Genomic DNA, 22,312 nt, shown 5'->3' on the forward strand with positions numbered 1-22,312 from the left:
GCTTCAACGGTTCAGCGTGTAGTTGGCTGGAACCCAGCGGTACTGGTACGGCGTGCCTTCGGCGATATGGCCGATGCCGGGGAATGAGATATGCGCCGCGGCGATCCACCAGCCGTTCGCAAAGGCCTGCTGGTACAACCCATCGCGCGAAGCGATGGCCTGTTCGCGTTGCCAATCGAACTGGATCGCCACATGCGGATCAACAAACTGCACCGCCGCCACATGCACGGTGTCTCCCCAGAACAACATGGCCTGATCGGCATCGTGCAGCAGGTAGACACTGTGGCCGGGGGTGTGGCCGGGGGCTGGCAGGGCACGCAGCCCGGGCAGCAGGTCCTGCCCTGACGGTTCGAAGGTCCGCACGCGTCCGGCCGCACGATACGGCGCCAGCACGCGCTGCGCGGCGGCGAAGAACGGACGCTGCAGCGACCCCACCTGGTCCTGGTTGCGGCTGTTGGTCCAGAAGTCGAACTCGCGCCTGGCCACATGCACCGTGGCATGCGGGAACACCGCCTTGCCATTGCGCAGCAGGCCGCCGGCATGGTCCTTGTGCAGATGGGTGATGAAGATGTCATCCACATCGGCAGGCTGATGTCCCGATGCCCGCAGTGCCGCGACCAGGCCGCCGCCATCCGGACCGTACAACTCGCCGGCGCCGGTATCGACCAGCATCAGCCGACCGCCCTGCTCGATCAGGAACGCGTTGATCATGCCTTCCACCGGTGCCTTCAGGTACTGCTGCGCCAGCAGCCGATCCACTTCACCGGGCCGCGCGCCCAGCAGCAACTGGTCCACGGGGAACAGATGCGTGCCATCCAGCAGCGCGGTCACCTGGAACGTGCCCAGCGGCATGCGGTAGAACCCCGGCGCCTGCTGTGCAACAGGCGCTATCGCTTCGTCGGCCTGCGCGAGGATTGGCGTGCCGGCAGCCAACATCAGCACGATTCCCACCAGAGTTGCTTTATTCATTGCTTCGCTTCCGTGTTGCGAAATGCAGACATCTGCAGTGCAGTGGCCAGCGCTGCCAGGCCGATCGACAACGCCACCACGCCACGCCAGCCATCCAGCGACCAGGCCCAGCTGGCGGCTGCGGCACCGGCGGCACCGCCCAGGAACATCGAGCCCATGAACAGCGTGTTGAGCCGCGAACGGGCTTCGGGCCGCAGTGCGTAGACCACGTGCTGCTGCGAAACCAGCACGCCCTGCACCGCCAGATCCAACAGCACACAGCCCACGACCAGGCCGATGATGGACGGCCACAGCCCCAGCAGCAGCCACGACAGCAGGGTGAGCGCGCTGCCGGCGATGATGGCCAGGTGCGGGCCACGGCGGTCGGCAATGCGGCCGGCCAGCGGTGCAGCCAGGATGCCGACCGCGCCAACGATGCCGAACAGCCCGGCCACCTGGGCGCCGTAGTGGGCATTCACCTGCGGCAGGCGCAGCGACAAGGTGGTCCAGAACGCGGCGAAGGCAGCGAACAGCAACGCCTGGGTGATGGCGGCACGGCGCAGTACCGGCAGTTCCCGCCACAGGCCCACCAGCGAGCGCATCAGCGCGGGATAGCTTGCGCCCTGCGTGGGCTGGCTGACCGGCAGCAGCGTGCGTGCCAGCACCGCCGCGCCCAGCGCCAGCGGCACGCCCAGCCAGAACATGGCGCGCCAGCCGGCGTGGTCGCCCACCGCGCCAGACAGGGTGCGGCTGAGCAGGATGCCGCACAGCACGCCGGACATGACGATGCCGATGGTGGCGCCGCGGCGTTCGGGCGCGGCCAGTGCGGCGGCCAGCGGCACGATCTGCTGGGCCACGGTGGCGGTCACCCCCACCAGCAGCGAGGCGGCCAGCAGCATGGCGCCGCTGGGCGCCAAGGCGGTCAACGCCAAGGCCACGGCCAGCAGGCTGAACTGCACCACGATCAGGCGGCGGCGCTCCACGCGATCGCCCAGCGGCACCAGCGCGAACAGGCCCAGCGCGTAGCCCAGCTGGGTGGCGGTGGGCACCAGGCCGGTCAGCGTGCCCGGCAGCTCGCGCTGCATCAGGCCCAGCATGGGCTGGTTGTAATAGATGTTGGCCACGGCCAGGCCCGCACACAGGGCCATCACCAGGGTGAGGGCCGGGGTCAGGGCCGGTAGCGCGGCGGGTTGTGTTGGTGACGTTGCAGTGCGCATGGATCGGGCTCGGTTCGCACCCGGAGTGGGCGTGGCGAAACTATGAGCGCGTATCGATTCATGCAGTAGACTGCCAATCAGTTAGGCCAGCCAAACGGAAATCGTTACAATGAATTTGAGCGATGTGCAGGTGTTCGTGGAAGCCGTGCGCGTGGGCAGCCTGGCCGGCGCGGCGCGCAAGCTGGGCCTGACCGCCATGTCGGCCTCGCGCAGCCTGGGGGCGCTGGAGGCCGAGCTGGGTGCGCGCCTGCTGCACCGGACCACCCGGTCGCTGTCGCCCACCAGCGATGGCGAGGTGTTCCTGCCCTACGCGCAGGCCCTGCTGGAAGGCCAGGCCAATGCACTGGCCGACCTGCACCCCGACGGCGGTGGCCTGAGCGGCCAGTTGCGCATCACCGCGTCCACCGCATTCGGGCGTCGGGTGGTGGCGCCGCTGCTGCCCGCGTTCATGGCCGAGCACCCGCGCCTGCACGTGGATCTGCACACCACCGACGAACAGGTGGATATCGTCGCGCAGGGCATTGATGTGGCGATCCGCATTGCGCCGCTGCGCGACAACCGGCTGGTGGCGCGGCGCCTGGCCGACAACCCGCGCGTGCTGATCGCGTCGTCGGCGTACCTGCAACAGCGTGGGCAGCCGCAGCTGCTGTCCGATCTGGCCGCGCACGAGTGCCTGGCCGCCAGTGGCACCCGCCACTGGGCGTTCCTGCGCGAGGGCAAGCCGCTGCGGCAGCGGGTGGCGGGCCGGCTGACGGCCAGTTCGGTGGAAGCGGTGTTTGAAGCCTGCGCGGGCGGGCTGGGCATCGCCAATCTGTCGCAGTGGTATGTGCGCGATGCGCTGGCGCGTGGCGATGTGCGGGCGATCACGCTGGATGATGCCGCGCCCGAACCGCTGGATATCTGGGCGGTCTATCCCAGCGCCAGCCGGGTGCCGCCGAAAGTACGCGCGTTCGTGGCGGCGGTGCAGGACGCGCTGGGCTAAGGCGTTGTCGCAAATGCCATGTTGCGGACGGCGTGTGCAGGTGTCTTAGGCGGCACTGTGTCGCAGATTGCCGGTTAGGCGCAGCGCCAAGCGCCACATTGGATGGGGATTACTTAACAGCCTGCGACAATGCCGAAAGCGTCGCTATCAGAGTGCGTTCTTCAACTTTTCTGATTGGCATTCGGCATCACCGCGGTTACAGATGGCGGGCCATCGATAACGGATGGCCGGGCTTCGAATCCCGTATTGAGACTGAGTGATTGCGCTTGCCAGTCGGCGCCGCCGTGTGCGGCGTCGGCTGGCAATCCGCCTGCCGGCCATGGCGGGCGGTGCGCGGGGGCGCTCGCGCCCGCCGGCTTGGTTTCATCCGGATTCGAACCGCGTACCGCCCGCCACCTTTGTGTGGCGGTTGTTGCTTGCCCCTTTCGGAGCCACGCCATGACCACGCCTGATGTTTCGCCGCTGCGCCCTGCCCGCCCGGCGGCCACCGACCCCACCACCTTCGCCGCCACGCTGCGCCGTATCGGCCGCGGCGCCGCCGCCAATGGCCAGCCCTGGCCCGAACAGCACCCGTTGCCGACCCGGCGCGTGCAACTGGCCGATGCCGATTGTGCGGTGGCCGGCCTGCGCGTGGTGCAGGAACTGCTGCTGGCCGCCGAACGCGTGCGGCAGAGCGGCAACGACGAGGAATGCCTGGGCGACCGCGTGATGGAAGGACTGATGATGGCGTGCGTGGCGCTGAGCGCGCAGGTCGGTGATCGCCTGCACGGCGATGGCGCAGGCGCACAGCCATGACCCGCGGCCGCCTCCGTTACCTGCAGACCGCCTTCCGTGCCGTGGAAAAGCAGTTCCTGATCAAGCACCTCTGGCTGTTCGGCATTGTCGCAACGGTGCCGTCGCTGCTGCTTTCGATCACGCCACTGCACCTGAAGCCCCTGCCCACGCTGCTGCATCTGGGTGTGCTGCTGGGCCTGCTCGCCCACATCCTGCTGCACAACCCACGCCACCGCCCGCTGCCCGACGGCCTGGTCTGCCCGGCCTGTTCGCGCCATTTGCTGGGCAGGTTTGGCAAACGCGCGCTGGCCACCGGTGAATGCCCGCGTTGCGGGCACGAACTGTTCAACGGTTAGCCTCGGGCGCCCTTATCAACGTCGTTCCCGCGCGCGATGGCGTGAACGGACCGCGTCAGGGCGCCGCTTCCACTGGCTGTTGAGCGGCAAGTCGTGTGCGAGCCGCGGCGGCTGAACCACCGCAGATCCGTGCCGCGTCTTCGTTCCCGCTGCCGTCGACACGGCGCGACCAGTCACATGCGACACGAGGTGCAAGGTTTCTGATTGACCGCCCTCGTGGCCCGGCAATGGAATGTGGGCACCGCGGAAGGAGCCGTGATCGCACGGCGCTGGAACCGCAGGTACCCCGCCCGGTTTGCAAGGATTGCCATGACCCGCACCTCACCCGTTCGTTCCCGCGCGATGCGCCTGCTGGCGCGTGCCGCCGTTGCCACGCTGCTGCTGGCCGGCCCCGCGCATGCCACCTGGACCGTGAACGACCCGCAATCGATGGCCAAGGCCATCGAGCAGTACAAGCGGCAGGCAGAGCATTACAAGCAGCAGGTTGAACATTACAAGCAGCAGCTGATCCAGCTCAATCCACTGCCCCGCACCGATTCGGTGATGACCGACAGCTTTTCCGAACGCAAAGAGGACTACCAGCTGCACGAGCGCTGTCCCGGCGCAGCAGGGCGCGGCATTGGCGGTCTACCGCGCGCACTCGGCGATCTGCTGCCGGGCATCGGCGGCGATGCAGCCAGCGAGCAGACACGCATCTGCGTGCGCATCGTGCGCGCCAGGAACACCCAGTACAACGCCACCGTGCGCATGCTCGATCGGCTGGTCCAGCGCAACCGGCAGTTCGAGGCCATCCAGACCCAGCGCAGCCAGACCGGCAACAGCCAAGGCAAGCTGGCCGCCAATGACAACGAAGTTCACCGCTTCGCTGCGCAGAACGAAATGGACCTGCAGCATTGGCAGGCCCAGATGAAGGCCTACGACGGCTACATCGAAGGCCTGACCGCACAACGGGCGCAGCTGGCGCGCCAGGCGCTGGACGGCAAGTCCCCCAGCCTGCTGGGCCAGCTGGTGCAGGCGGCCGTGCTGGAACGAGCGCTGTCGAACTGAGCGCTTGGCGCTTTGCTCCCCCCCCACCCATGGACAGATGGCATGAATGGATTCGTTGACAGCGCCGCGTTCGGCCTGCCGCTTTTTGCAGACATCACGCCGGGGAACTTCCTGTTCTTCCGACTGGTGAGTGACTACTTCGATAGAGAGATCGCCGAATTCGGGCTGGAGCTCACCCGCCGCGCCGCGCATTGGGTCACCTTTACCGCAATGACGCTCACCACCTTCTGGGTATTGCTCCAGGGCTACGCGCTGGCCGCCGGGCGGTCGCAGCAGTCGGCCCTGGCGATCATGGGGCGTGCGGCAAAAGTGGCGCTGGTGCTCATGGCCGCCACCGCCGCGGGGGCCAATGGCACGGCACTGCATAAGGCGGTTACCGACAACCTGGACAAGGAGATCCACCAGCTTTTTACCGGCAAGCGCAGCGGCGGTGCAGCCGATGCAATTGACGAGAACCTGATGTACACGCAGCTGGCGTTGTCAGCGCTGGACGCCATCCACGTGGATGAAAGCGATCCCGAACTGATCGAAAAGAAAGGCCGCGCCATGCAGCTGGCCAGCTTCGGTACCGCCAGCCCGCCCATGGCTGCCGGTGCCATGCTGCTGCTGTTCAAGTTCACCATGGCCTTCCTGATGGGCATCGGGCCGATCTTCATCCTCGCCCTGATGTTCGAGCAGACCAAGGACCTGTTCAAGAAGTGGCTGTTCTACGTGTTGGGCACACTGTTTTCGATGTCCATCCTGTCGGTGGTGTCGGCCATGGTGCTGAAGTTCACCGCCAAAGTGGCCGCCGCCTACTGGGTAATGGAGCTGCTCCCGATCGACACTGGCGAAGGCTTGTCATCGCAGGCGCTGCAACAAGGCGGCATCGGGCTGCTGATGACCGCGCTCATCATCACGGCGCCTACCATCGGCGCGGCCATGTGGCAGGGCAACATGGGCGCCTTCATGGCCTATTCGCCGTTTGCCAGCCCGACGCCGCCGCCGGACATATCGGGCTCACCTGGGTTGTCTCCGGCGCCGGCACCGGCAGCAACGCCGGCCATGGCAGCGCAGGACGCGCTACCGATGAGCACCTTCGCCGCATCGCCGTCACCGGTACCGGAAGCGACCGGCCTTCGCGGCAATGCCCACCATGACAGCAGCCGCATGCTGTGAAGAAGGGAGGACCTGCGATGAAAAGAACACTCGGCATCTGCATGCTGGTGCTGCTGCAGCTGCTCGCCCTGCCGGCAGGGGCGCAGTCGGACAACTACTACGAGCCCATCCCCTACTACAACGACAACCCCTTCCTGTTCTGCACCCTTGGCGTGCCCGGCGACTGCTGGGCACCCGTCGACCCGGCCACCGGCACGTTCACCATCACCAACATCTATTGCTACAACCCGATCTCGGCGCTGCAGTTCGCGCGGGTCTGCCCGAAAGCATTCCCGAACGGGCTGCAGGGCGCAGGCGTGGCCACCGAGTGACCGCAGGCCAGTGCGGTGCTAGTGTGCGCAGCAGATCGCCCCTGCCCCGGCCCGGACCGCCGCATGAAAGCACACGCCCTGCTGTTCGTGGTCGCCACTTTCGCCCTGGGTGCAGCCAATGCCCAGGCCCAGGAGGCGCGATTCATCTCCTCCGAACCGTCGCCCTTCAAGCGTTCGGTCTTCGTCGCGCCGAACGAAACCCGCTTCAGCGGCAGCGCCACCGTATCGGGCACGCTGCAGGTGGCCTGGGAGCCGGAAAGCGAGGGCTTCGGCGGCGGCTACCGGGTGGTGCTGAAACCGGACGCGGCCAGCCAGCGGCGATTGCCGCACGATGCGGGCCGTGGCCCGGTCAGTGAGATCTGGATCCGCAACACCGACACGATCATCAGCGCGCTGCTGTCGCCGGCCCAGCGCAAGGCCGGCCTGAAGCAGCAGCACTACTTCAGCGGCCCGGTACGGCTGGTGTTGAATTCCTACCGCACCGGCGTGGACTGCGACATGCGCGGCTACAACGCGCTGTTCGTTGCCGTGGCCGACGAACGCCCGGCCCTGGCCCTGGCACCGCGCCCGGACGAAGTGCCCAGCTGCTAGGTCGGGTGGCCCTGCCCCGTTCGCCGGGCATGGCCCGGCGCTACCGGGTTAGTGCTCGGCCAGCGCGAAATCCAAACCGGCGCACAACGGCCAGAGGCAACGGAATTCGATTGCTTGATCAAAAGCAACGCTATTTCGTTGCGCCCCTCAGTTCGCCAGCGCGAAATCCAGCCCGGCGCACACCGCCGCCACCTGGGCGTCGTTGCATTCCTGCGGGTTGGTGCGCGGGCTGTCCGGGTAGACCTCGGTGGTGGTGGCATACAGCGCATCGGTAAAACCGGCGCAGGCACCGATCGAACGCGATTCGCCCCAGACCACGCCCGGCGACTGCAGCGGCAGACCGACCAGGTTGCCGTCGGCGTCAGCCGGGGCGATATGGGTGATCGGCGCCACCGCGGCAATCAGCACCTTCTGGAATTCCGGCTGCGGGTCTTCACTGTTGCCGATCACATAGAAGCCATCGGGAATGGTGTCGCGCTCGAACGGCTTGCCGTCGCGGGCGCAGCGTGCCGGGTCGAACTCGTGCAGATCGCTGTCGGTGGTTTCGTGCAGGTCCAGGTGTACCCGGATGTTCGGCTTGCGCTCGGCCAGCCAGCGCATCAGGGCCGCCGCTTCCTCGATCTGGCCGCCGTCACGGAAACTGCGGTTCGGGTCGATGGCGTCCGGGTTCCAGCGCTGGATGCGCTCGTAGCCCCACGGGCTGACACAGGGCGCCACGATCAGGTTGTAGCGGCCCAGATAGCGCCCGGCCTGCTCCTGCAGGAACTGCAGGGCGCCATGTACGCCACTGGTCTCGTAGCCGTGCACGCCGCCGGTCACCAGCGCGGTGGGCAGGGCCGGGTTCCAGTCGTGGTTCACCACCGCAAACAGCGGGTAATGGTCGGGCGCGTAATCCAGCTGGCCGTACTGCACCACGTCGAAACGCTCGTCCAGGCGTTCCAGCTCGGCCACCACATCGTCGTGGTAACTGCGCTGCTTCTGCTGACGGGCCCGCCACTGTGCGCGTTCAGCATCGCCCCAGGGCTGGCCGGGGGTGCCGATGGGGTAGAACTGCGCCAGGGTCATGCGGAACTCCAGTGGATTCAGGTGCGGTAGTGCAGCCGGCCATTGTACGCCCGCCGCCGGGCGCGGGCGGCATGCCGCCGGCCCTTTCATACGGCCGGGGTCATCTGGCTGTAAAATCAACGGTTTTGGCCCCCAACCCCTTGATGGCGAACGCAGCGCAGCCGGTCCTGGGCGGACCGGACTTCCTCCGTCTGCTCGCCCGTCTCAGTGACGGCGCGATGCCGGCCACCAGTCCTGCCCTGACCGATCGCCTCGGCCAGTGGGTGGACTGGAGCCGTGCCGTGGCCCTTTCCGGGGCATTGGATGGCCGCCTGCCCGAGCCCGCCGAGGCGGCCGAAGCGTTGGATGACCTGCTGGCCGACTGCGCCCAGGCCGAGACCAGCCTGCTGGCGTCGCTGAACGAGGATGCCGAGGCCGAGCGCCTGCTGGACCTGGCCGAGGCGGCCGCCACCGCCAATTTCGCCTCGCTGCGGCAGCGCTATCTGGTGCTGCAACGGGCGATGCAGACCGCCACCGGCCGCCTGCGCGGCCGCCTGCGTGACCAACTGGTACAGACCACGCCCGAACTGGCGCGGCTGGCCGAGGTCGACGCGGTGATGGAACAGACCCTGAGCCCGCGCGAACACGCGCTTCTGGCCACCGCCCCGGCCGTGCTGGGCGCGCGCTTCGAGCGCGTGCATGGCCAACCCGGCTGGCGCGCTCCCTTCAGGAATGACATGCGCAGCCTGCTGCTGGCCGAGCTTGAACTGCGCTTCCACCCGATTCATGGGCTGCTTGCAGCCCTGCGCCCCCACTGACCGGAACACCATGTCCAGAACCGTCTTCCCCGTCGTTGTCTTCCTTGTGGGCCTGCTGGCCGTGTGCTGGATCGGCATTGGCTATGTGGCCGTGCATCCGCTGGGCGCGCTGGTGGCAGCGGTGATCGCGGCCTGCTACGTGGCCGGTGGCGTGGAGCTGTACCGCTACCGCCAGGCCAGCAACGGCCTGCGCGCCGCACTGGCCGATCTATCGCTGGCCAAGGACAGCCTGCAACCGTGGCTGGAGCGCGTGCCGGCCGGCCTGCGCAACGCCGTGCGCCTGCGCGTGGAAGGCGAGCGCACCGCCCTGCCCGCGCCGGTGCTGACCCCGTACCTGGTGGGGCTGCTGGTGCTGCTGGGCATGCTGGGCACCCTGCTGGGCATGATGGACACCCTGCGCGGCACCGGCCTGGCCCTGCAGAGCGCCACCGACATGGCCGCCATCCGCGGTTCGCTGGCGTCGCCGGTGCAGGGCCTGGCCGTGGCCTTCGGCACCTCCATTGCCGGTGTGGCCAGCTCGGCCATGCTGGGTCTGCTGGCCGCCCTGCTGCGCCGCGACCGCCTGCAGGCCGTGCAGCAGCTGGACCGCGCCATCGCTGGCGACCTGCACCCGCATTCGCAGGCCTGGCAGCGCGCCGAATCGCTGCGCCTGCTGCAGGCACAGTCCACCGCCCTGCCCGCACTGGTGGACCGCCTGCAGGACATGACCCGTGCGTTCGAGCAGCACAGCAGTGCCGCCAACGAGCGCCTGCTGGCTGGCCAGGGCGAGTTCCTGACCCAGAGCCAGGCGCTGCAGGAGAGGCTGGCGGTTTCGCTGCAGCAATCGCTGCGCGAAGGTGCCGAAGCCAGCGCCAGCGCCATTGGCGGCGCCCTGCAGCCCTTGGCCGAAACCACGCTGGCCGGTCTGGCCAGCCACGGCCAGGCACTGCACGTGCGCGTTGAACAGGCCGTGCAGCAGCAGTTGGCCGGGCTGGCCGACGGATTCGAGCGCAGCCGCGTGGCCACCGAGGCCAGCTGGGCGCGCGTGGTGGATGAGCAGACCCAGGCCCAGCAGGCGCTGGTGACCGAACTGCGGCAGCACCTGCAGGCCTTCAGCGACGGCCAGGCCCGCCAGAGTGAAACGCTGCTGGCCAGCCTGGGTGAGCGCCTGCAGGGCGATGCCCAGCGCCATGCCGACACCTGGCGCACGGCCGCCGAGCAGCAGCACGCGCTGAACCGCGAGCTGGCCGAGCGCCAGCAGCAGGCGCTGCAAAGCGCCAACGACAGCCTGCACACCCAGGCGCAGGCCCTGCTGCAGACGCTGGATGCGCGCCATGCCGACAGCCAGGCGCTGCTGCAGGCCCACGAGCAGCAGCGTACCCAGGACTGGCGCAACGCACAGGCCGCCGCAGCCGCCGCGCATGCCGAACTGCAGGCCAGCCTGGACACCCGCGAACAGCAGCGCCAGGCGCGCTGGGATGCAGTCAGCGCCGATCTGCAGCAGGCCCACGCGGCACTGCAGGCGCAGTTGCAGGCCAGCGACGAACAGCGCCTGCAGCGCTGGACCGATGCACTACAGGCGGCCTCTGCCGACCTGACCGCGCAGCAGCAGACCGTGTGCCAGACCCTGGCCGACACCGCCCAGCAGATTGGCGACAACGGCCGCGCGCAGGCCAGCGCCACCCTTGCCGAAGTGTCCACCCTGCTGCAGACCGCCGCGCAGGCGCCGAAGGCCGCCGCCGAAGTCATCAACGAACTGCGCAACACGCTGTCCGAAAGCCTGGTACGCGACAACGCCGTACTGGAAGAACGCGGCCACCTGCTGGCCACCGTGCAGACCCTGCTGGAGGCCATCAACCATGCCTCGCACGAACAGCGCAGCGCAGTGGACGCACTGGTGGGCGGTTCGGCCGAACTGCTGGAACGCGTGGGCAGCCGCTTCACCGACCACATTGCCGCCGAGACCGGCAAGCTGGATAGCATTGCCGCGCAGTTGAGCGGCAGCGCCGGCGACGTGGGCCAGCTGGCCGGCAGCTTCGGCGCAGCGGTGGAACAGTTCGGCAGCGCAGCGGTCGAGCTGTCCGGCCGCCTGGAACAGATTGGCGGCGCGCTGGATGCCTCGCTGGCACGCAGCGATGAACAGCTGGCCTACTACGTGGCCCAGGCCCGTGAAGTGGTCGACCTGAGCCTGCTGTCGCAGAAGCAGGTGATGGACGAACTGCAGCAGCTGGCCGCGCGCCGTGGCAAGGCCGGCAGCGCATGAGCGACGAACTGGAGGTCGATGGCGGATCGCACGCCCCGATCTGGGCCGCCTTCGGCGATCTGATGTCGGTGCTGCTGGGCGCCTTCGTGCTGATCCTGGTGGGCGTGGTGGCAGTGCAGCTGGAGTTGTCGCAACGCCTGGATGCCGAAGTGAAGCAGCGCCAGGCCGAGGCCAAGCGCCTGCAGACGCTGGAACAGGCACTGGCTGGCCCACTGGCTGCTGGCCGGGTGACCCTGGTCGATGGCCGCATCGGTATCAGCGGCAACGTGCTGTTCGCGTTGAACTCGGACCAGCTGCAGCCGGAAGGTCAGGAACTGCTGCGCAGCCTGGCTGCCCCGCTGTCGGCCTACCTGGGCTCGCGCGATGAAATCCTGATGGTGAGCGGCTTCACCGACGATGCGCCGATCCGCGATGGCAACCGCCGCTTCGCCGACAACTGGGAGCTGTCCGCACAGCGCTCGCTGACGGTCACCCGTACCCTGATTGCCGACGGCGTGCCGGCCGATGCCGTGTTTGCCGCCGCCTTCGGCAGCGAGCAGCCGGTCAGTTCCAATGCAGACGAAGCCGGCCGCGCGCGCAACCGCCGCGTGGAGATCGCGCCGATTCCCAAGCCGAAGGCTGGCGATGGCAAATAAGCCGGCTACCAGCGCTGCGCGTGAGGGGTTGCGTGCCCTGGTGCGCGATCTGGATGCCGGTTCGCGCGCGCGCGAACACTACCCGCAGGTGCCGATGCTGGAAACGGTGCGCCGCGAGTGGTCGGCCCTGCGCAGCGAGCTGCAGGTGAAGCGATCGTTGCGCGCCGAAGCCCCCGCCGACGGCGGCCCGCTGAATTCGGCGGTGCTGGTGCAGCGCATGCTGGACACCATGCAGGGCGCCAGCCCCGGCTACCTGCGGCATTTCATTGATTACGTGGATACGCTGTCGTGGCTGCAGGCCCTGCAGGACGGCGTAGCCAGCAGCAGCGATGCGGCAAAGCCCAAGCGCACGCGCAAACCCCGAACCGCAGGCTGACCGGACCGGCGCAGACACCAACCGCGCTTTGCCCCGCTTCTGGTAGGTGCCAACCGACCCGCTCTTGGTAGGTGCCAACCTTGGTTGGCACGCGCACACCCCGACGCCTGGTAGGTGCCAACCTTGGTCGGCACACGCAGTGCCCGCGTGCCCACCAAGTTGGGCACCTACCGGGATATCGGCGACGCGTGCATCACCCGCGCAGGGTGGCGCCGCCGTCCACGTACAGATCACTCATGGCCACGTGGCCGGCCTGCTCGGACAGCAGGAACATCACCGAATGGGCGATATTGTCCGGGGTCGCCAGCTTGCGCAGCGGAATACCTGCCTTGTAGGTATCCAGGTTGCCCGCGATCACCCGTTCGGCGCCCTGCGCGTCTTCCCACATGCCGGTCTGCATGGGGGTGAGCGTGGAACCGGGAGCGACGATGTTGCAGCGGATGCCCAGCGGCGCCAGCTCCAGCCCCAGGCAACGGGTGAACATGGTCGCCGCTGCCTTCGATGCGGCATAGGCGGCCATGCCATGCCGCGGCACACCGGCCGCGTTCGAGCTGACCGTCACCAGCGCACCGTGCCGACGCGGTGACATCACCCGCGCCACCGCGCGGCTGACATGGAACACGCCTTCGGCATTGACCGCGAACACCCGGCGCCAGTCGGCATCGGTGGTCTGCACCACCTCGCCGACGTGCAGAACGCCGGCCACGTTGGCCACCAGCGCAATCGGCCCAATGCGCGCTTCCACCTCGTCCACCAGCGCGTCCACCGCACCGCTGTCGGTCACGTCCAGTGCAAAGGCGTGCACCCCACGTGACTGCGCCGCAGGCGCGGCAAGATCGGTGGCCACCACCGTGCACCCGGCCGCCGCCAGCAGTTCGACCAGCGCCGCGCCGATGCCCCCGCCGGCGCCGGTCACCAGCGCCACGCGGCCTGCAAACCCGGTCAACTGCATGTTGCGATCTCCTGTTGTTCATCCCAGTGCTGCAGGCGTGCCGACAGCCACGGCGCCAACTGCGCCACCGCGTCGCGGCCAGTCAATTCGGCGTGCAGGAACGGCAGTTCCAGCGCCTGTACGTCCAGCGCATGCGCCTGCCACAGCGCCGACTGCAGTTGCGGCCGGGCCACATGGTCGCGCCCTGCGCGCACATGCACCAGCGTGCCCACGTACGGGCGGTGGTGGTGGGCCCGAATCAGTCGATTGGTGCCGGTCACCGCGCGCACCACGCCTTCCAGCACCACATCCGGCAGGCTGCCCAGCGCGCTGCCGCCCTGGCGCAGGAAGGCCAGGATGGCCTCGCGGCTGTCCAGTTCCGGATGCGCGTCCGGATCGTGCCCGGCAATGGCCAGCAACGCCCGCAGCGCGGCAATCGGGTCGGGCTCGTGTTCGGCCCGCCAGCACTCAGCGGGATAGGCATCCAGCAGCACCAGTTCGCCCACCTCGCGCCCGATGTCGTGCAGGCGTACGGCCATGGCCTGGGCCAGGATGCCACCCACCGACCAGCCCAGCAGATGCACGGGGCCGCGCGGCTGCAGGGCTACCACGCGTTGCACGTAGTCGTTGGCCATGGCATCGATGCTGCCCGGCAGCGGCTGCGCGGGATCCAGCGCGGGCGACTGCAGGCCATACACGGGGCGCGCCGGCTGCAGTGCGCGCGCCAGCGTGCGGTAATTCCAGGCGATGCCGCCGGCCGGGTGCAGCACGAACAGCGGTGCAGCCGTGGCTTCGCCCTCCGGCGCTGCCAGTGCGATCACCGGCCCCAGGGCATGGTCGGCGTTGGCCGGCGGCTCGGCCAGCCGCGTGGCCAGCGCGGCCACCGTGGGTTGGGCGAACAGCGCACCCAGGCCCAGCTCGCAGCGCCAGCGCTGTTCGATGGCCAGCAACAGATGCACCGCCGACAACGAGTCGCCGCCCAGGCTGAAGAAATCCGCGTCCACCGGCACCGGCGCATCGCGCCCCAGTGCCTGCGCAAACAGCTGCGCCAGTTCCTGTTCCAGCGGCGTGCGTGGCGCCAAGCCAGCAGCCACCGCCTGCGCAGGCGCAGGCAACGCTGCGTGGTCCAGCTTGCCATTGGCGGTGACCGGCCACTGTTCTACCCCTACGAACAGCGACGGCACCATGTAGTCGGGCACGCGCGCGGCCAGATGGCTGCGCAGCGCGGCCGCATCGTCCAGGCCTGCAGGCACATAGGCCACCAGCCGCGGCTCGGCCGGCGCATCGTGGCGCAGCAGCACTTCCACCCGCTGCATGCCGGGCAGTTCGCGCAGCGCCGCCTCGATCTCGCCCAGTTCGATGCGCAGCCCGCGCAGCTTCACCTGATGGTCGCTGCGACCGAGATATTCGACCGCGCCATCCGGGCGCCAGCGCGCCACGTCGCCGGTGCGGTAGATGCGCTCGCCGGGCAGGAACGGATCGGCCAGGAAGCGGTCGGCGGTCAGGTCGTCGCGGCCCAGATAGCCGCGTGCCAGCTGCACCCCGCCCAGGTACAGATCGCCCGGCACCCCCACCGGCTGCGGCCGCAGCGCGACATCGAGCACGTACAGGCGCGTGTTCCAGACCGGGAAGCCGATCGGCACCGGGCGCGACGCATCGTCCGCCGATGCAGGCCAATAGCTCACGTCCACCGCGGCTTCGGTCGGTCCGTACAGATTGTGCAACTGCGCCTGCACGCGCGCATGGAAGCGGTCGCGCAGCGAGGCATCCAAGGCTTCGCCACTGGTGAACACGCGGCGCAGCTGCAGGCCCTGCGCATCCGGCGCGGCCAGGAACGCATCAAGCATGGACGGCACGAAGTGCGCGGTGGTGATGCCCTGCGCACGGATCAACCGCGCCAGCGCGACGGGATCACGATGCGCCTGCGGCGGGGCCAGCACCAGGGTCGCCCCGCACAGCAGCGGCAGGAAGAATTCCCAGACCGACACGTCGAAGGTGGCCGGTGTCTTCTGCAGCACGCGGTCATCGGCGCTGAAGTCGTAGTGTTCGCGCATCCACAGCAGGCGGTTGACGATGGCGCGGTGCTCGATGACCACGCCCTTGGGCTCGCCGGTGGAGCCGGAGGTGTAGATCACATAGGCCGCATCGTGCGCGTCGGGCCCCGGCCATGGCGCGGCGAAGCTGACATCGGTCCACTGCGTGGGTGCCAGTACCGGCACACCCGCCAGGCGCGGTGCGATGTCCGCTTCGCCCAACACGCACAGCGGCTTGGCCGAGACCAGAATGCGCGCCAGGCGATCATCAGGATGGTCCAGATCCAGCGGCAGGTAGGCGGCGCCTGCGCGCAGCACGGCTACCAGCGCGATCACCAGTTCCAGCGAACGCGGCAAGGCCACGGCCACCCGCGTGCCCGGGCCGGCGCCCAGCGCGCGCAACTGCGCGGCCAACGCGAAGCTGCGTGCTTCCAGGGTGGCGTGGTCCAGCGTCTGCGCGCCCAGCACCAGCGCCGGGGCCTGCGGGTCGCGATCCATGCCCTGGCGCAGCAGCTCGGCCAGGGTGGTGTGTGGCAGCGGGTGGTAGGTGGCGTTGAAGCCATGCACCAGCTGCTGTGTTTCTTCGGGCGTGGCCAGTGGCACATCGCCGATGTCTTCGGCCTGCAGCGCCGCCGACACGAAATGCAGCAGGCGCTGCGCATGCGCCTGCAGATCCTGCGCGCCGTACAGCGCGGGATTGGCTTCGATCTCAAGATCCAGCATCTGCTGGCCATCGCCGCGGAAACCCAGGGTCAAGTCATCCACCGGGCCGGTGCACAGCACCTCCAGGGTGGCCTGCACACCGGGCACCGCCAGCGGGCGGTAGAACGGCTGCACGTTCACCAGCGGCCCATGCAGGCGCTGCTGCGCCCCCACCAGACCCAGGTCGCGGCGCAGCTGTTCACCCCGGTAGCGGCCATGCTTGCGGCCCTGGCTGAGCTGGCGGCCCAGCGCGCGACAGTGCGATTCCACGCTGCCTTCGGCGGCGGCAACGCGCAGCGGCAGCACGTTCATCACCATCGCCGGCACGCGTGCCGAGGGGTTGCCGAGCCGGCCCATGTAGGGAATGCCCAGCACCACTTCGTCGGCCGCGCCCATGCGCCGCAGATACTCGGCGGTGAGCGCGGTCAGCACATCCGGCCACGGCTGCAGCCACGCCGCAGCGGTCTGCAGCAGGCGCTCACGGAAGCTGCTGTCCACTGGGTGCACCCAGCGCAGCGCATCGTCGCTGGCCGCGGCGGTGCCCGCCAGGCCCGTGCCCGCCGGCGCCCCCTGCAGCTGCGCATGCCACCACTGCCGGGCCAGGTCACGCCGTGCATCGGCACGATATGCGGCATCGTCGGCCAACACGGCATCCAGCGCTGGCAGCGCGTCACCGGGCCGACCGGCATACAGGGCGCACACGCGATCGCTGAACAAGGCCATGCCATAACCATCGGTAGCCAGATGGTGCACGCGCAGGTACCAGACCCAGAGCTGCGGGCCCAGCTGGAACAGCACCTGCCGTGCCAGACGGTCGCGGGTGGGATCGACCGCCGCCAGCCGGTCCGACTGCATGGCCGCGCGCGCGGCAGCGTCCGGATCGGCCGCAGCGGAAACATCGTGAAACTGCAGCGTCGGCACATGCGCCGGATCGTGCCATTGCCGGGGCTCGCCCTGCGCCTGCTGGCCAAAGCGGAGTGCCAAGGCCTGCGCCTCGGCCGCCGCCTGGTTGGCCGCGGCCACGAAGGCGGGCACGTCCAGCGCACCGTCCATCCACACCGCATGGGCGGTGTTGAAGGCCGGGCTGTGCGGTGCCAGCCGCTGCGCGTACCACAACCCGGTCTGGGCTTCGGTCAGGGCAACGGCCGTGGCCAGCGCGGCGGCGCTCATACCGCCTGCGCAGCCTGCAGCCGCTGCACCACCGTCCACCACTGGCGCAGCGTGCTGTGTTCGGCCAGCTGCGAGAATTCCAGCGGCAGGCCGGTGGTGCCCCAGGCCAGCACCAGGCCGAGCATGCGCATCGAATCCAGGTCCAGATCCATCAGGTTGTCATCGTCATCGATCTCGGCCGGCGTGCAGTCCAGCACTCGCGCCAGGTCGGCGCGCATGCGTTCCAGGGTCAGCGGTTCAGCGCCTGTACTCATCACAGCAGCTCCAGCAATCGGTCGGTAGTCATCGGCACCCCGCAGGTGCGGGCGATCCAGTACAGCGCCTGGTCATGGTCGGCACGCGAGAAATCGGCCACGGCATCGGCGGCGATGAAGGCTTCGATATCGCGCTGGAAGGCCTCGGTCACGGTCGCCGTGCAGCCGATATGGGCGTAGACGCCGGTGACCAGCAACTGGTCGCGGCCGCGTACGCGCATCAGCGTTTCCAGGTTGCTGCGCTGGAACGCGCTGTAGCGGTGCTTGACCAGCACGTGCTCGTCTTCCTGCGGCGCCAACGCGTCGATGATCGCTTCATGCGCTTGCCCGCGCTGCATGCCCGGGCCCCACAGATCGGCCTGCAGGCCGCGGTCGCGCCGGTCCTGGTTGCCGTGCTGGGCGGTATAGAACACCGGAATGCCATGCACGCGGCAATGCGCCAGCAGCCGCGCGATATTGGCCACGGCCGGCTGCAGCGGTGCCTGATCGCCATCGAAGGCGGCCAGGAAGTAGCGCTGCATGTCGTGCACCAGCAGCGCCACGCGGTCGCGCTGGGGCTGCCAGGGGCCACGCGCAGGCGGCAGTTCGCTGGCCGTCGGCAGCGCGTAAGGGGTAATGCGGGGCAGCGCCATCAGCGCGTTCCTCCTGTCTGTTGCAGATGACGCGCGCGCAGCTGCGCACGCAATTCGCGGCGGCTGATCTTGCCGACCGCCGTGGTATCGAAACTGTCCACGAACAGCACCTGGTCGGGCACCTTGAACGCGGCCAGGCCACGGGTGCGCATCCAGGCCTTCAGCGCCGGCGCCTTGATCGGTTCGCCCTGGGCAATCACAAAGGCACAGCTGCGCTCGCCCAGGTACTCATCGGGAATGGAGACCACGGCCGCGTCGAACACCGCCGGGTGCGCCAGCAGATGGTCTTCGATCTCTTCGGCCGAAATCTTTTCACCGGCGCGGTTGATGTGGTCGCCCGCCCTGCCCTGCACCACCAGGTAGCCACCGGGCAGCTGCTGGACGCGATCGCCGGTGCGGTAGAAACCGTCGTCGGTGAAGGCGCGTGAATTGGCCACCGGATCGTTGTGGTAGCCATTGATGGTGTACGGGCCGCGGGTGATCAGGTGGCCGACTTCGCCTTCGGCCACCGGCTGGTCGTGGTCATCGACCACACGCACTTCGTCGTCGGCACTGATCGGCCGGCCCTGGCAGGCCACGATCAGTTCCAGCGGGTCGTCCAGCCGGGTGTAGTTCACCAGCCCTTCGGCCATGCCGAACACCTGCTGCAGCGTGCAGCCCAACCCGTCCACCACGCGCCGCGCGGCTTCGGGCACCAGCTTGGCACCGCCCACCTGCAGTACCTGCAGGCTGGACAGGTCCTCGCTGCGGCTGGCTGCCGCCTGCGCCCACAGCAGGGCCAGCGGTGGCACCAGGCCGCAGCAGGTCACCCTTTCGCGCGCAATCAATGGGAATGCCGCGTCGGGCCCGGGGCCCGGGCTCATCACCACGCGCGCACCGGCATACAGCGCACCGAAGAAGCCGGGCGAGCTCATCGGGAAATTGTGCGCAGCCGGCAGGGCCACCAGGTACACGCTGTCGCGGTCGATGCCGCAGATCTCGTTGCTGGCGCGGAACGAATAGAGGTAATCGTCGTGCGTGCGCGGAATCAGTTTGGACAGGCCAGTGCTGCCGCCGGAAATCTGCAGGAAGGCCACCGACTGCGGGGCAGGGTCGGCCGGCAGCGTGCCGCGGTCGCCCTGCAGCGTATCCAGCGCGGTGAACTCGGCCGCCTCGCCATCGATCACCACCTGTTGCACCGCCGGCACCGCCGCCTGCAGGGCCCGCGCCAGTTCGCGGTGATCGAAGCCCTCGTGCAGCGCCGTGGTGACATAGGCACTGACCTGGGCCTTGGTCGCGAAATGCACCAGCTCGGTAATGCGGTGCGCCGGCAGCGCGTACACCGGAACCAGCCCGGCGCGGAACAGACCACAGGCCACGCTGATGAAGCTGGCGGTGTTACCCAGCTGCAGCAGCACCCGGTCACCCGGCTGCAGCCCCTGCGCCAACAGACCGGCACCGATGCGTCCGGCTTCATGCCACAGCTGCGCGTAGGTCAGGCGGGTATCCCCGGCGACCACGGCAACATCGTCGGCATAGCGTTCAGCGCGCTCGCGCAGGAAGCCGGGGAAGGTTTCGCCGCGCCAGTAGCCGGCCTGGCGATAGCGCTGGGCGCGCTCGGCCGGCCAGACCTGCTGCAGCGGAACACGGTGGGGAACGGCGTGCGTGGTCATGACAGAGTTTCCTGCAGCGGCGCCGGGTCGTGGACCCCCAGCGCATTCAACAAAGCGGTGAACTTGGCCGCCGTCTCGGCCACTTCGGCCTGCGGCGAGGATTCGGCGACGATGCCGGCGCCGGCATACAGGCGCAGCTGGCGGCCCTGCAGGCGCGCACAGCGGATGGCCACGTACCAGTCACCATCGCCCTGCGCGTCGAGCCAGCCCACGGCCCCGGCATAGAAGCCGCGCGGCACCGGTTCCAGTGCGCGGATGCGCTGCAGCGCAGGCTGTTGCGGCGTGCCACACACGGCCGGGGTGGGATGCAGGGCGGCCAGCAGCAACGTCGCCGGCGTGGACGGATCATCCAGCGTGGCGTGGATGCGCGTGCCCAGGTGCCACATGCTGGCGGTGGCATGCAGCACCGGGCGCGGCTGCGCGTCTACCTGGCTGCACCACGGTGACAGCGCGGCCACGATGGCCTCGACCACGTAGCGGTGTTCGTCGTGATCCTTGCGCGAAGCCAGCAGCGCCTGCGCAGCGGCCTGGTCTTGGGCAGGATCGGCACGGCGTCGGGCCGAACCGGCCAGCGGATGCGACAACACCTGGGCACCGCGCTTGCGCAGCAGCAGCTCCGGCGTTGCGCCCACCAGCCAGGCCGGCGGCTGCGCCGGATCGACCGGCAGCGGCACCGCGTAGGTCGCCACCGAGGGGTCGGCGCCCAGGCGTGCCAGCAGCGCGTCCGGCGCCAGCGGTTGCTGCGTCTGCGCCAGCAGGCTGCGCGCCAGCACCACTTTGTCCAACGGGTCGTCGCTGTCGCGCAGGGCCAGCACCGCCTGCGCCACTGCATCGGCGTAGGCCTGTGCGGACGGCTCGGCCTGCAGCGCCCCCTGCAGTACCGGCGCAGCCTGTGGCCGCAGCGGCAGCGCCGGCAACAGGCGCTCGGGTTGGTACAACGCATCGTCGGCGCGCGGCTCGAACGGCACCGCGCCCACCAGCAGCCCCGGACCACCGCGCTGCTGGCGGAAGAAATCCGCTACGCGGTCGGCCAGGGTGGTCAGTGCACCGGCAGGCAGCCGCGCACGGCAGCCGCGCGCGTGCACCTGCTGGCCCGCCTGCTGCAGCACGAACAGGTCGGCCTGATCGGCGTTGATTGCCGCGCCAGCCAGCACTGGATCGGGGTTGCGATCACCCAACACGATCGAATCGTTCATGCGGCCTCCGCGCGACGGTGGGCCAGCGCCAGTGCGCACAGCAGCAACAGCAGCACGCCCACCAGCAGGTACGGCAAGCTGGCATTAGCGCGGTAGAACAGCGTGCCCAGCATCGGCCCCACCACCATGCCCACGCCTTGCGCGGCGGCCACGGTACCGGCGGCGGCTCCCTGCTCGTGCGGTTCCACCGCATCGGCAGCCAGCGCCTGGAAGGACGGGAATACGAAGCCCATCCCAAACGCCGCGATGGCATAGGCCGCCGGCAGCTGCCAAGGCTGCTGCACGGCCGCCACTGAGGCGAAGCCCAGGCCGCCGATCAACGCGCCCAGCGCGATCCAGCGCCGCGGATGCACGTCCAGCTTCATCACCAGCACCTGCGCCAGGATCAGGCCCACGCCCACCGCGGTGAGTGCGATGCCGGCCATGCGTGCGCCGGCGGCGGCGTCCAGCGCCAGCCGATCAATCGCAAAGAAACCGACCGTAACCTGGGCGATGGTGACCGAGATCATGGCCAGGCACGCGGTCAGCTGCGGCAGCCGCACGCGTGCATCCATGCGCGCCAGCGGCGTGCGCTTCTGTGCCGCATTGGCCGCCACCGGCGGCGTGGCCGGCAGGCGCCAGGCCAGCAGCGCCAGCGCCAGCAACGGCAGCATCGCGGCCGCGTACAGCGCCAACGGCAGATTGCGGTAGGCCAGCCAGCCGGCCGCGGCCGGGCCCAGCACCATGCCCAGCGCATTGGCGCTGCCCAGTCGCGCCAGCAACTGCGTGCGCTGGCCCGGCGGTGACTGGTCGGCGATTAGCGCCGCAGCCGTCGGCGGCACCGCCGCATAGAACAGCCCGATCAGACCGCGCGTGCCGACCAGCACTGCCACCGACACCAGCACCACCGGCACCGACTGCAGCGCGCGGTCGATGAATACCGCCAGGCCGAGATAGACCACCGTGTAGGCGCTCATGGCCAGCAGCAGCACACGCTTGCGGCCGATGCGGTCACTCAGCAGGCCCCACGGGCGGGCAGCGAGCATCCACAGCACACCGGCGGCGGTGACAGACAGACCGGCATGCCATTCGGCCAGGCCCAGCAAGCGCACCACCGGGCCGATGACCGCGACGAAGGACATCATCGCCATGGTGCCGATCAGGGCAGCCAACACCAATGCCGGCAGACCGGCGACGACGGGACGTGCATTCATGGAACACCAGCCGTTTCAGGAAAGGAGCGCGGGCGCCTTGCGGACCCGTC

Annotated in this window: 21 protein-coding genes; 11 read left to right on the forward strand and 10 right to left on the reverse strand. The window is 69.1% G+C overall.

All coding sequences use genetic code 11. The annotated features are described in order from the left end of the window. Positions 1-3: 3 nt before the first annotated feature. Positions 4-969, reverse strand: coding sequence for an MBL fold metallo-hydrolase (locus tag C1932_RS10750; protein WP_108762148.1), 966 nt, complete (start codon positions 967-969; stop codon positions 4-6). Further along, complete coding sequence (locus C1932_RS10755) at positions 966-2,165, reverse strand: MFS transporter (RefSeq protein ID WP_234412096.1); 1,200 nt, start codon at positions 2,163-2,165, stop codon at positions 966-968. Before C1932_RS10755 ends, C1932_RS10750 begins: the two co-directional genes overlap by 4 nt. A gap of 109 nt (positions 2,166-2,274) precedes the next feature. Between C1932_RS10755 and C1932_RS10760 the strand changes: the two genes are divergently transcribed. From C1932_RS10760 to C1932_RS10790, 7 genes are all read left to right on the forward strand, one after another. After that, complete coding sequence (locus tag C1932_RS10760) at positions 2,275-3,147, forward strand: LysR family transcriptional regulator (protein ID WP_108762150.1); 873 nt, start codon at positions 2,275-2,277, stop codon at positions 3,145-3,147. A 438-nt stretch (positions 3,148-3,585) separates the two neighbouring features. Then, the gene (locus C1932_RS10765; RefSeq protein ID WP_234412098.1) at positions 3,586-3,942 is read left to right on the forward strand and encodes a hypothetical protein; all 357 of its coding nucleotides are present in this window, start codon (positions 3,586-3,588) and stop codon (positions 3,940-3,942) included. Continuing rightward, positions 3,939-4,277, forward strand: a complete 339-nt coding sequence (locus tag C1932_RS10770) for a hypothetical protein (RefSeq protein ID WP_108762151.1) — start codon at positions 3,939-3,941, stop codon at positions 4,275-4,277. Before C1932_RS10765 ends, C1932_RS10770 begins: the two co-directional genes overlap by 4 nt. Before the next feature lie 309 nt (positions 4,278-4,586). Continuing rightward, positions 4,587-5,324 (forward strand): hypothetical protein, encoded by a 738-nt coding sequence (locus tag C1932_RS10775; protein ID WP_234412100.1) that lies wholly within the window; start codon positions 4,587-4,589, stop codon positions 5,322-5,324. A gap of 42 nt (positions 5,325-5,366) precedes the next feature. Next, a complete protein-coding gene (locus C1932_RS10780) occupies positions 5,367-6,482 on the forward strand; it encodes a type IV secretion system protein (protein ID WP_108762152.1) in 1,116 nt (371 codons plus the stop codon). A 17-nt stretch (positions 6,483-6,499) separates the two neighbouring features. Continuing rightward, positions 6,500-6,793 (forward strand): hypothetical protein, encoded by a 294-nt coding sequence (locus C1932_RS10785; protein WP_159094534.1) that lies wholly within the window; start codon positions 6,500-6,502, stop codon positions 6,791-6,793. A 63-nt stretch (positions 6,794-6,856) separates the two neighbouring features. Beyond that, entirely contained in the window at positions 6,857-7,384 is a 528-nt protein-coding gene (locus C1932_RS10790) for a hypothetical protein (protein WP_108762154.1), read from the forward strand. Positions 7,385-7,531: 147 nt separating this feature from the next. Here C1932_RS10790 and C1932_RS10795 read toward each other — a convergent pair whose 3' ends face one another. After that, positions 7,532-8,449 carry a M14 family metallocarboxypeptidase gene (locus C1932_RS10795; RefSeq protein WP_108762155.1) on the reverse strand — a complete coding sequence of 306 codons (918 nt, stop codon included), beginning with the start codon at positions 8,447-8,449 and terminating at the stop codon, positions 7,532-7,534. A gap of 143 nt (positions 8,450-8,592) precedes the next feature. Here C1932_RS10795 and C1932_RS10800 point away from each other — a divergent pair, with 143 nt between their 5' ends. Genes C1932_RS10800 through C1932_RS10815 form a run of 4 tightly spaced genes read left to right on the forward strand, consistent with a single transcriptional unit; the run spans position 8,593 to position 12,499 of the window. After that, positions 8,593-9,246, forward strand: coding sequence for a DUF3348 family protein (locus tag C1932_RS10800; RefSeq protein WP_108762156.1), 654 nt, complete (start codon positions 8,593-8,595; stop codon positions 9,244-9,246). Positions 9,247-9,256: 10 nt separating this feature from the next. Then, positions 9,257-11,488, forward strand: coding sequence for a DUF802 domain-containing protein (locus C1932_RS10805; protein WP_108762157.1), 2,232 nt, complete (start codon positions 9,257-9,259; stop codon positions 11,486-11,488). Then, positions 11,485-12,123 carry an OmpA family protein gene (locus tag C1932_RS10810; RefSeq protein WP_108753269.1) on the forward strand — a complete coding sequence of 213 codons (639 nt, stop codon included), beginning with the start codon at positions 11,485-11,487 and terminating at the stop codon, positions 12,121-12,123. Before C1932_RS10805 ends, C1932_RS10810 begins: the two co-directional genes overlap by 4 nt. Beyond that, on the forward strand, positions 12,113-12,499 hold the full coding sequence (locus C1932_RS10815) for a DUF2894 domain-containing protein (RefSeq protein ID WP_108753270.1): 387 nt from the start codon (positions 12,113-12,115) through the stop codon (positions 12,497-12,499). The genes C1932_RS10810 and C1932_RS10815 overlap by 11 nt, the downstream gene beginning before the upstream one ends. Before the next feature lie 193 nt (positions 12,500-12,692). On the opposite strand, the gene C1932_RS10820 is transcribed toward C1932_RS10815, so the two are convergent. The 7 genes from C1932_RS10820 to C1932_RS10850 are packed head-to-tail and all read right to left on the reverse strand — an operon-like array spanning position 12,693 to position 22,262. Continuing rightward, complete coding sequence (locus C1932_RS10820) at positions 12,693-13,451, reverse strand: 2,3-dihydro-2,3-dihydroxybenzoate dehydrogenase (RefSeq protein WP_108762158.1); 759 nt, start codon at positions 13,449-13,451, stop codon at positions 12,693-12,695. After that, on the reverse strand, positions 13,442-17,335 hold the full coding sequence (locus C1932_RS10825; protein ID WP_108762159.1) for a non-ribosomal peptide synthetase: 3,894 nt from the start codon (positions 17,333-17,335) through the stop codon (positions 13,442-13,444). The genes C1932_RS10820 and C1932_RS10825 overlap by 10 nt, the downstream gene beginning before the upstream one ends. Then, positions 17,332-17,589 (reverse strand): phosphopantetheine-binding protein, encoded by a 258-nt coding sequence (locus C1932_RS10830; RefSeq protein WP_108762160.1) that lies wholly within the window; start codon positions 17,587-17,589, stop codon positions 17,332-17,334. Before C1932_RS10830 ends, C1932_RS10825 begins: the two co-directional genes overlap by 4 nt. Then, entirely contained in the window at positions 17,589-18,221 is a 633-nt protein-coding gene (locus C1932_RS10835) for an isochorismatase family protein (RefSeq protein ID WP_108762161.1), read from the reverse strand. The genes C1932_RS10830 and C1932_RS10835 overlap by 1 nt, the downstream gene beginning before the upstream one ends. Continuing rightward, positions 18,221-19,873: an AMP-binding protein gene (locus C1932_RS10840; RefSeq protein ID WP_108762162.1), complete on the reverse strand. Its 1,653-nt coding sequence runs from the start codon at positions 19,871-19,873 to the stop codon at positions 18,221-18,223. The genes C1932_RS10835 and C1932_RS10840 overlap by 1 nt, the downstream gene beginning before the upstream one ends. Next, a complete protein-coding gene (locus C1932_RS10845; RefSeq protein ID WP_108762163.1) occupies positions 19,870-21,069 on the reverse strand; it encodes an isochorismate synthase in 1,200 nt (399 codons plus the stop codon). The genes C1932_RS10840 and C1932_RS10845 overlap by 4 nt, the downstream gene beginning before the upstream one ends. Continuing rightward, complete coding sequence (locus C1932_RS10850) at positions 21,066-22,262, reverse strand: MFS transporter (protein ID WP_108762164.1); 1,197 nt, start codon at positions 22,260-22,262, stop codon at positions 21,066-21,068. Before C1932_RS10850 ends, C1932_RS10845 begins: the two co-directional genes overlap by 4 nt. Between the last annotated feature and the right edge of the window lie 50 nt (positions 22,263-22,312).

Source organism: Stenotrophomonas sp. YAU14D1_LEIMI4_1 (genome assembly GCF_003086815.1).
GTDB lineage: Bacteria > Pseudomonadota > Gammaproteobacteria > Xanthomonadales > Xanthomonadaceae > Stenotrophomonas.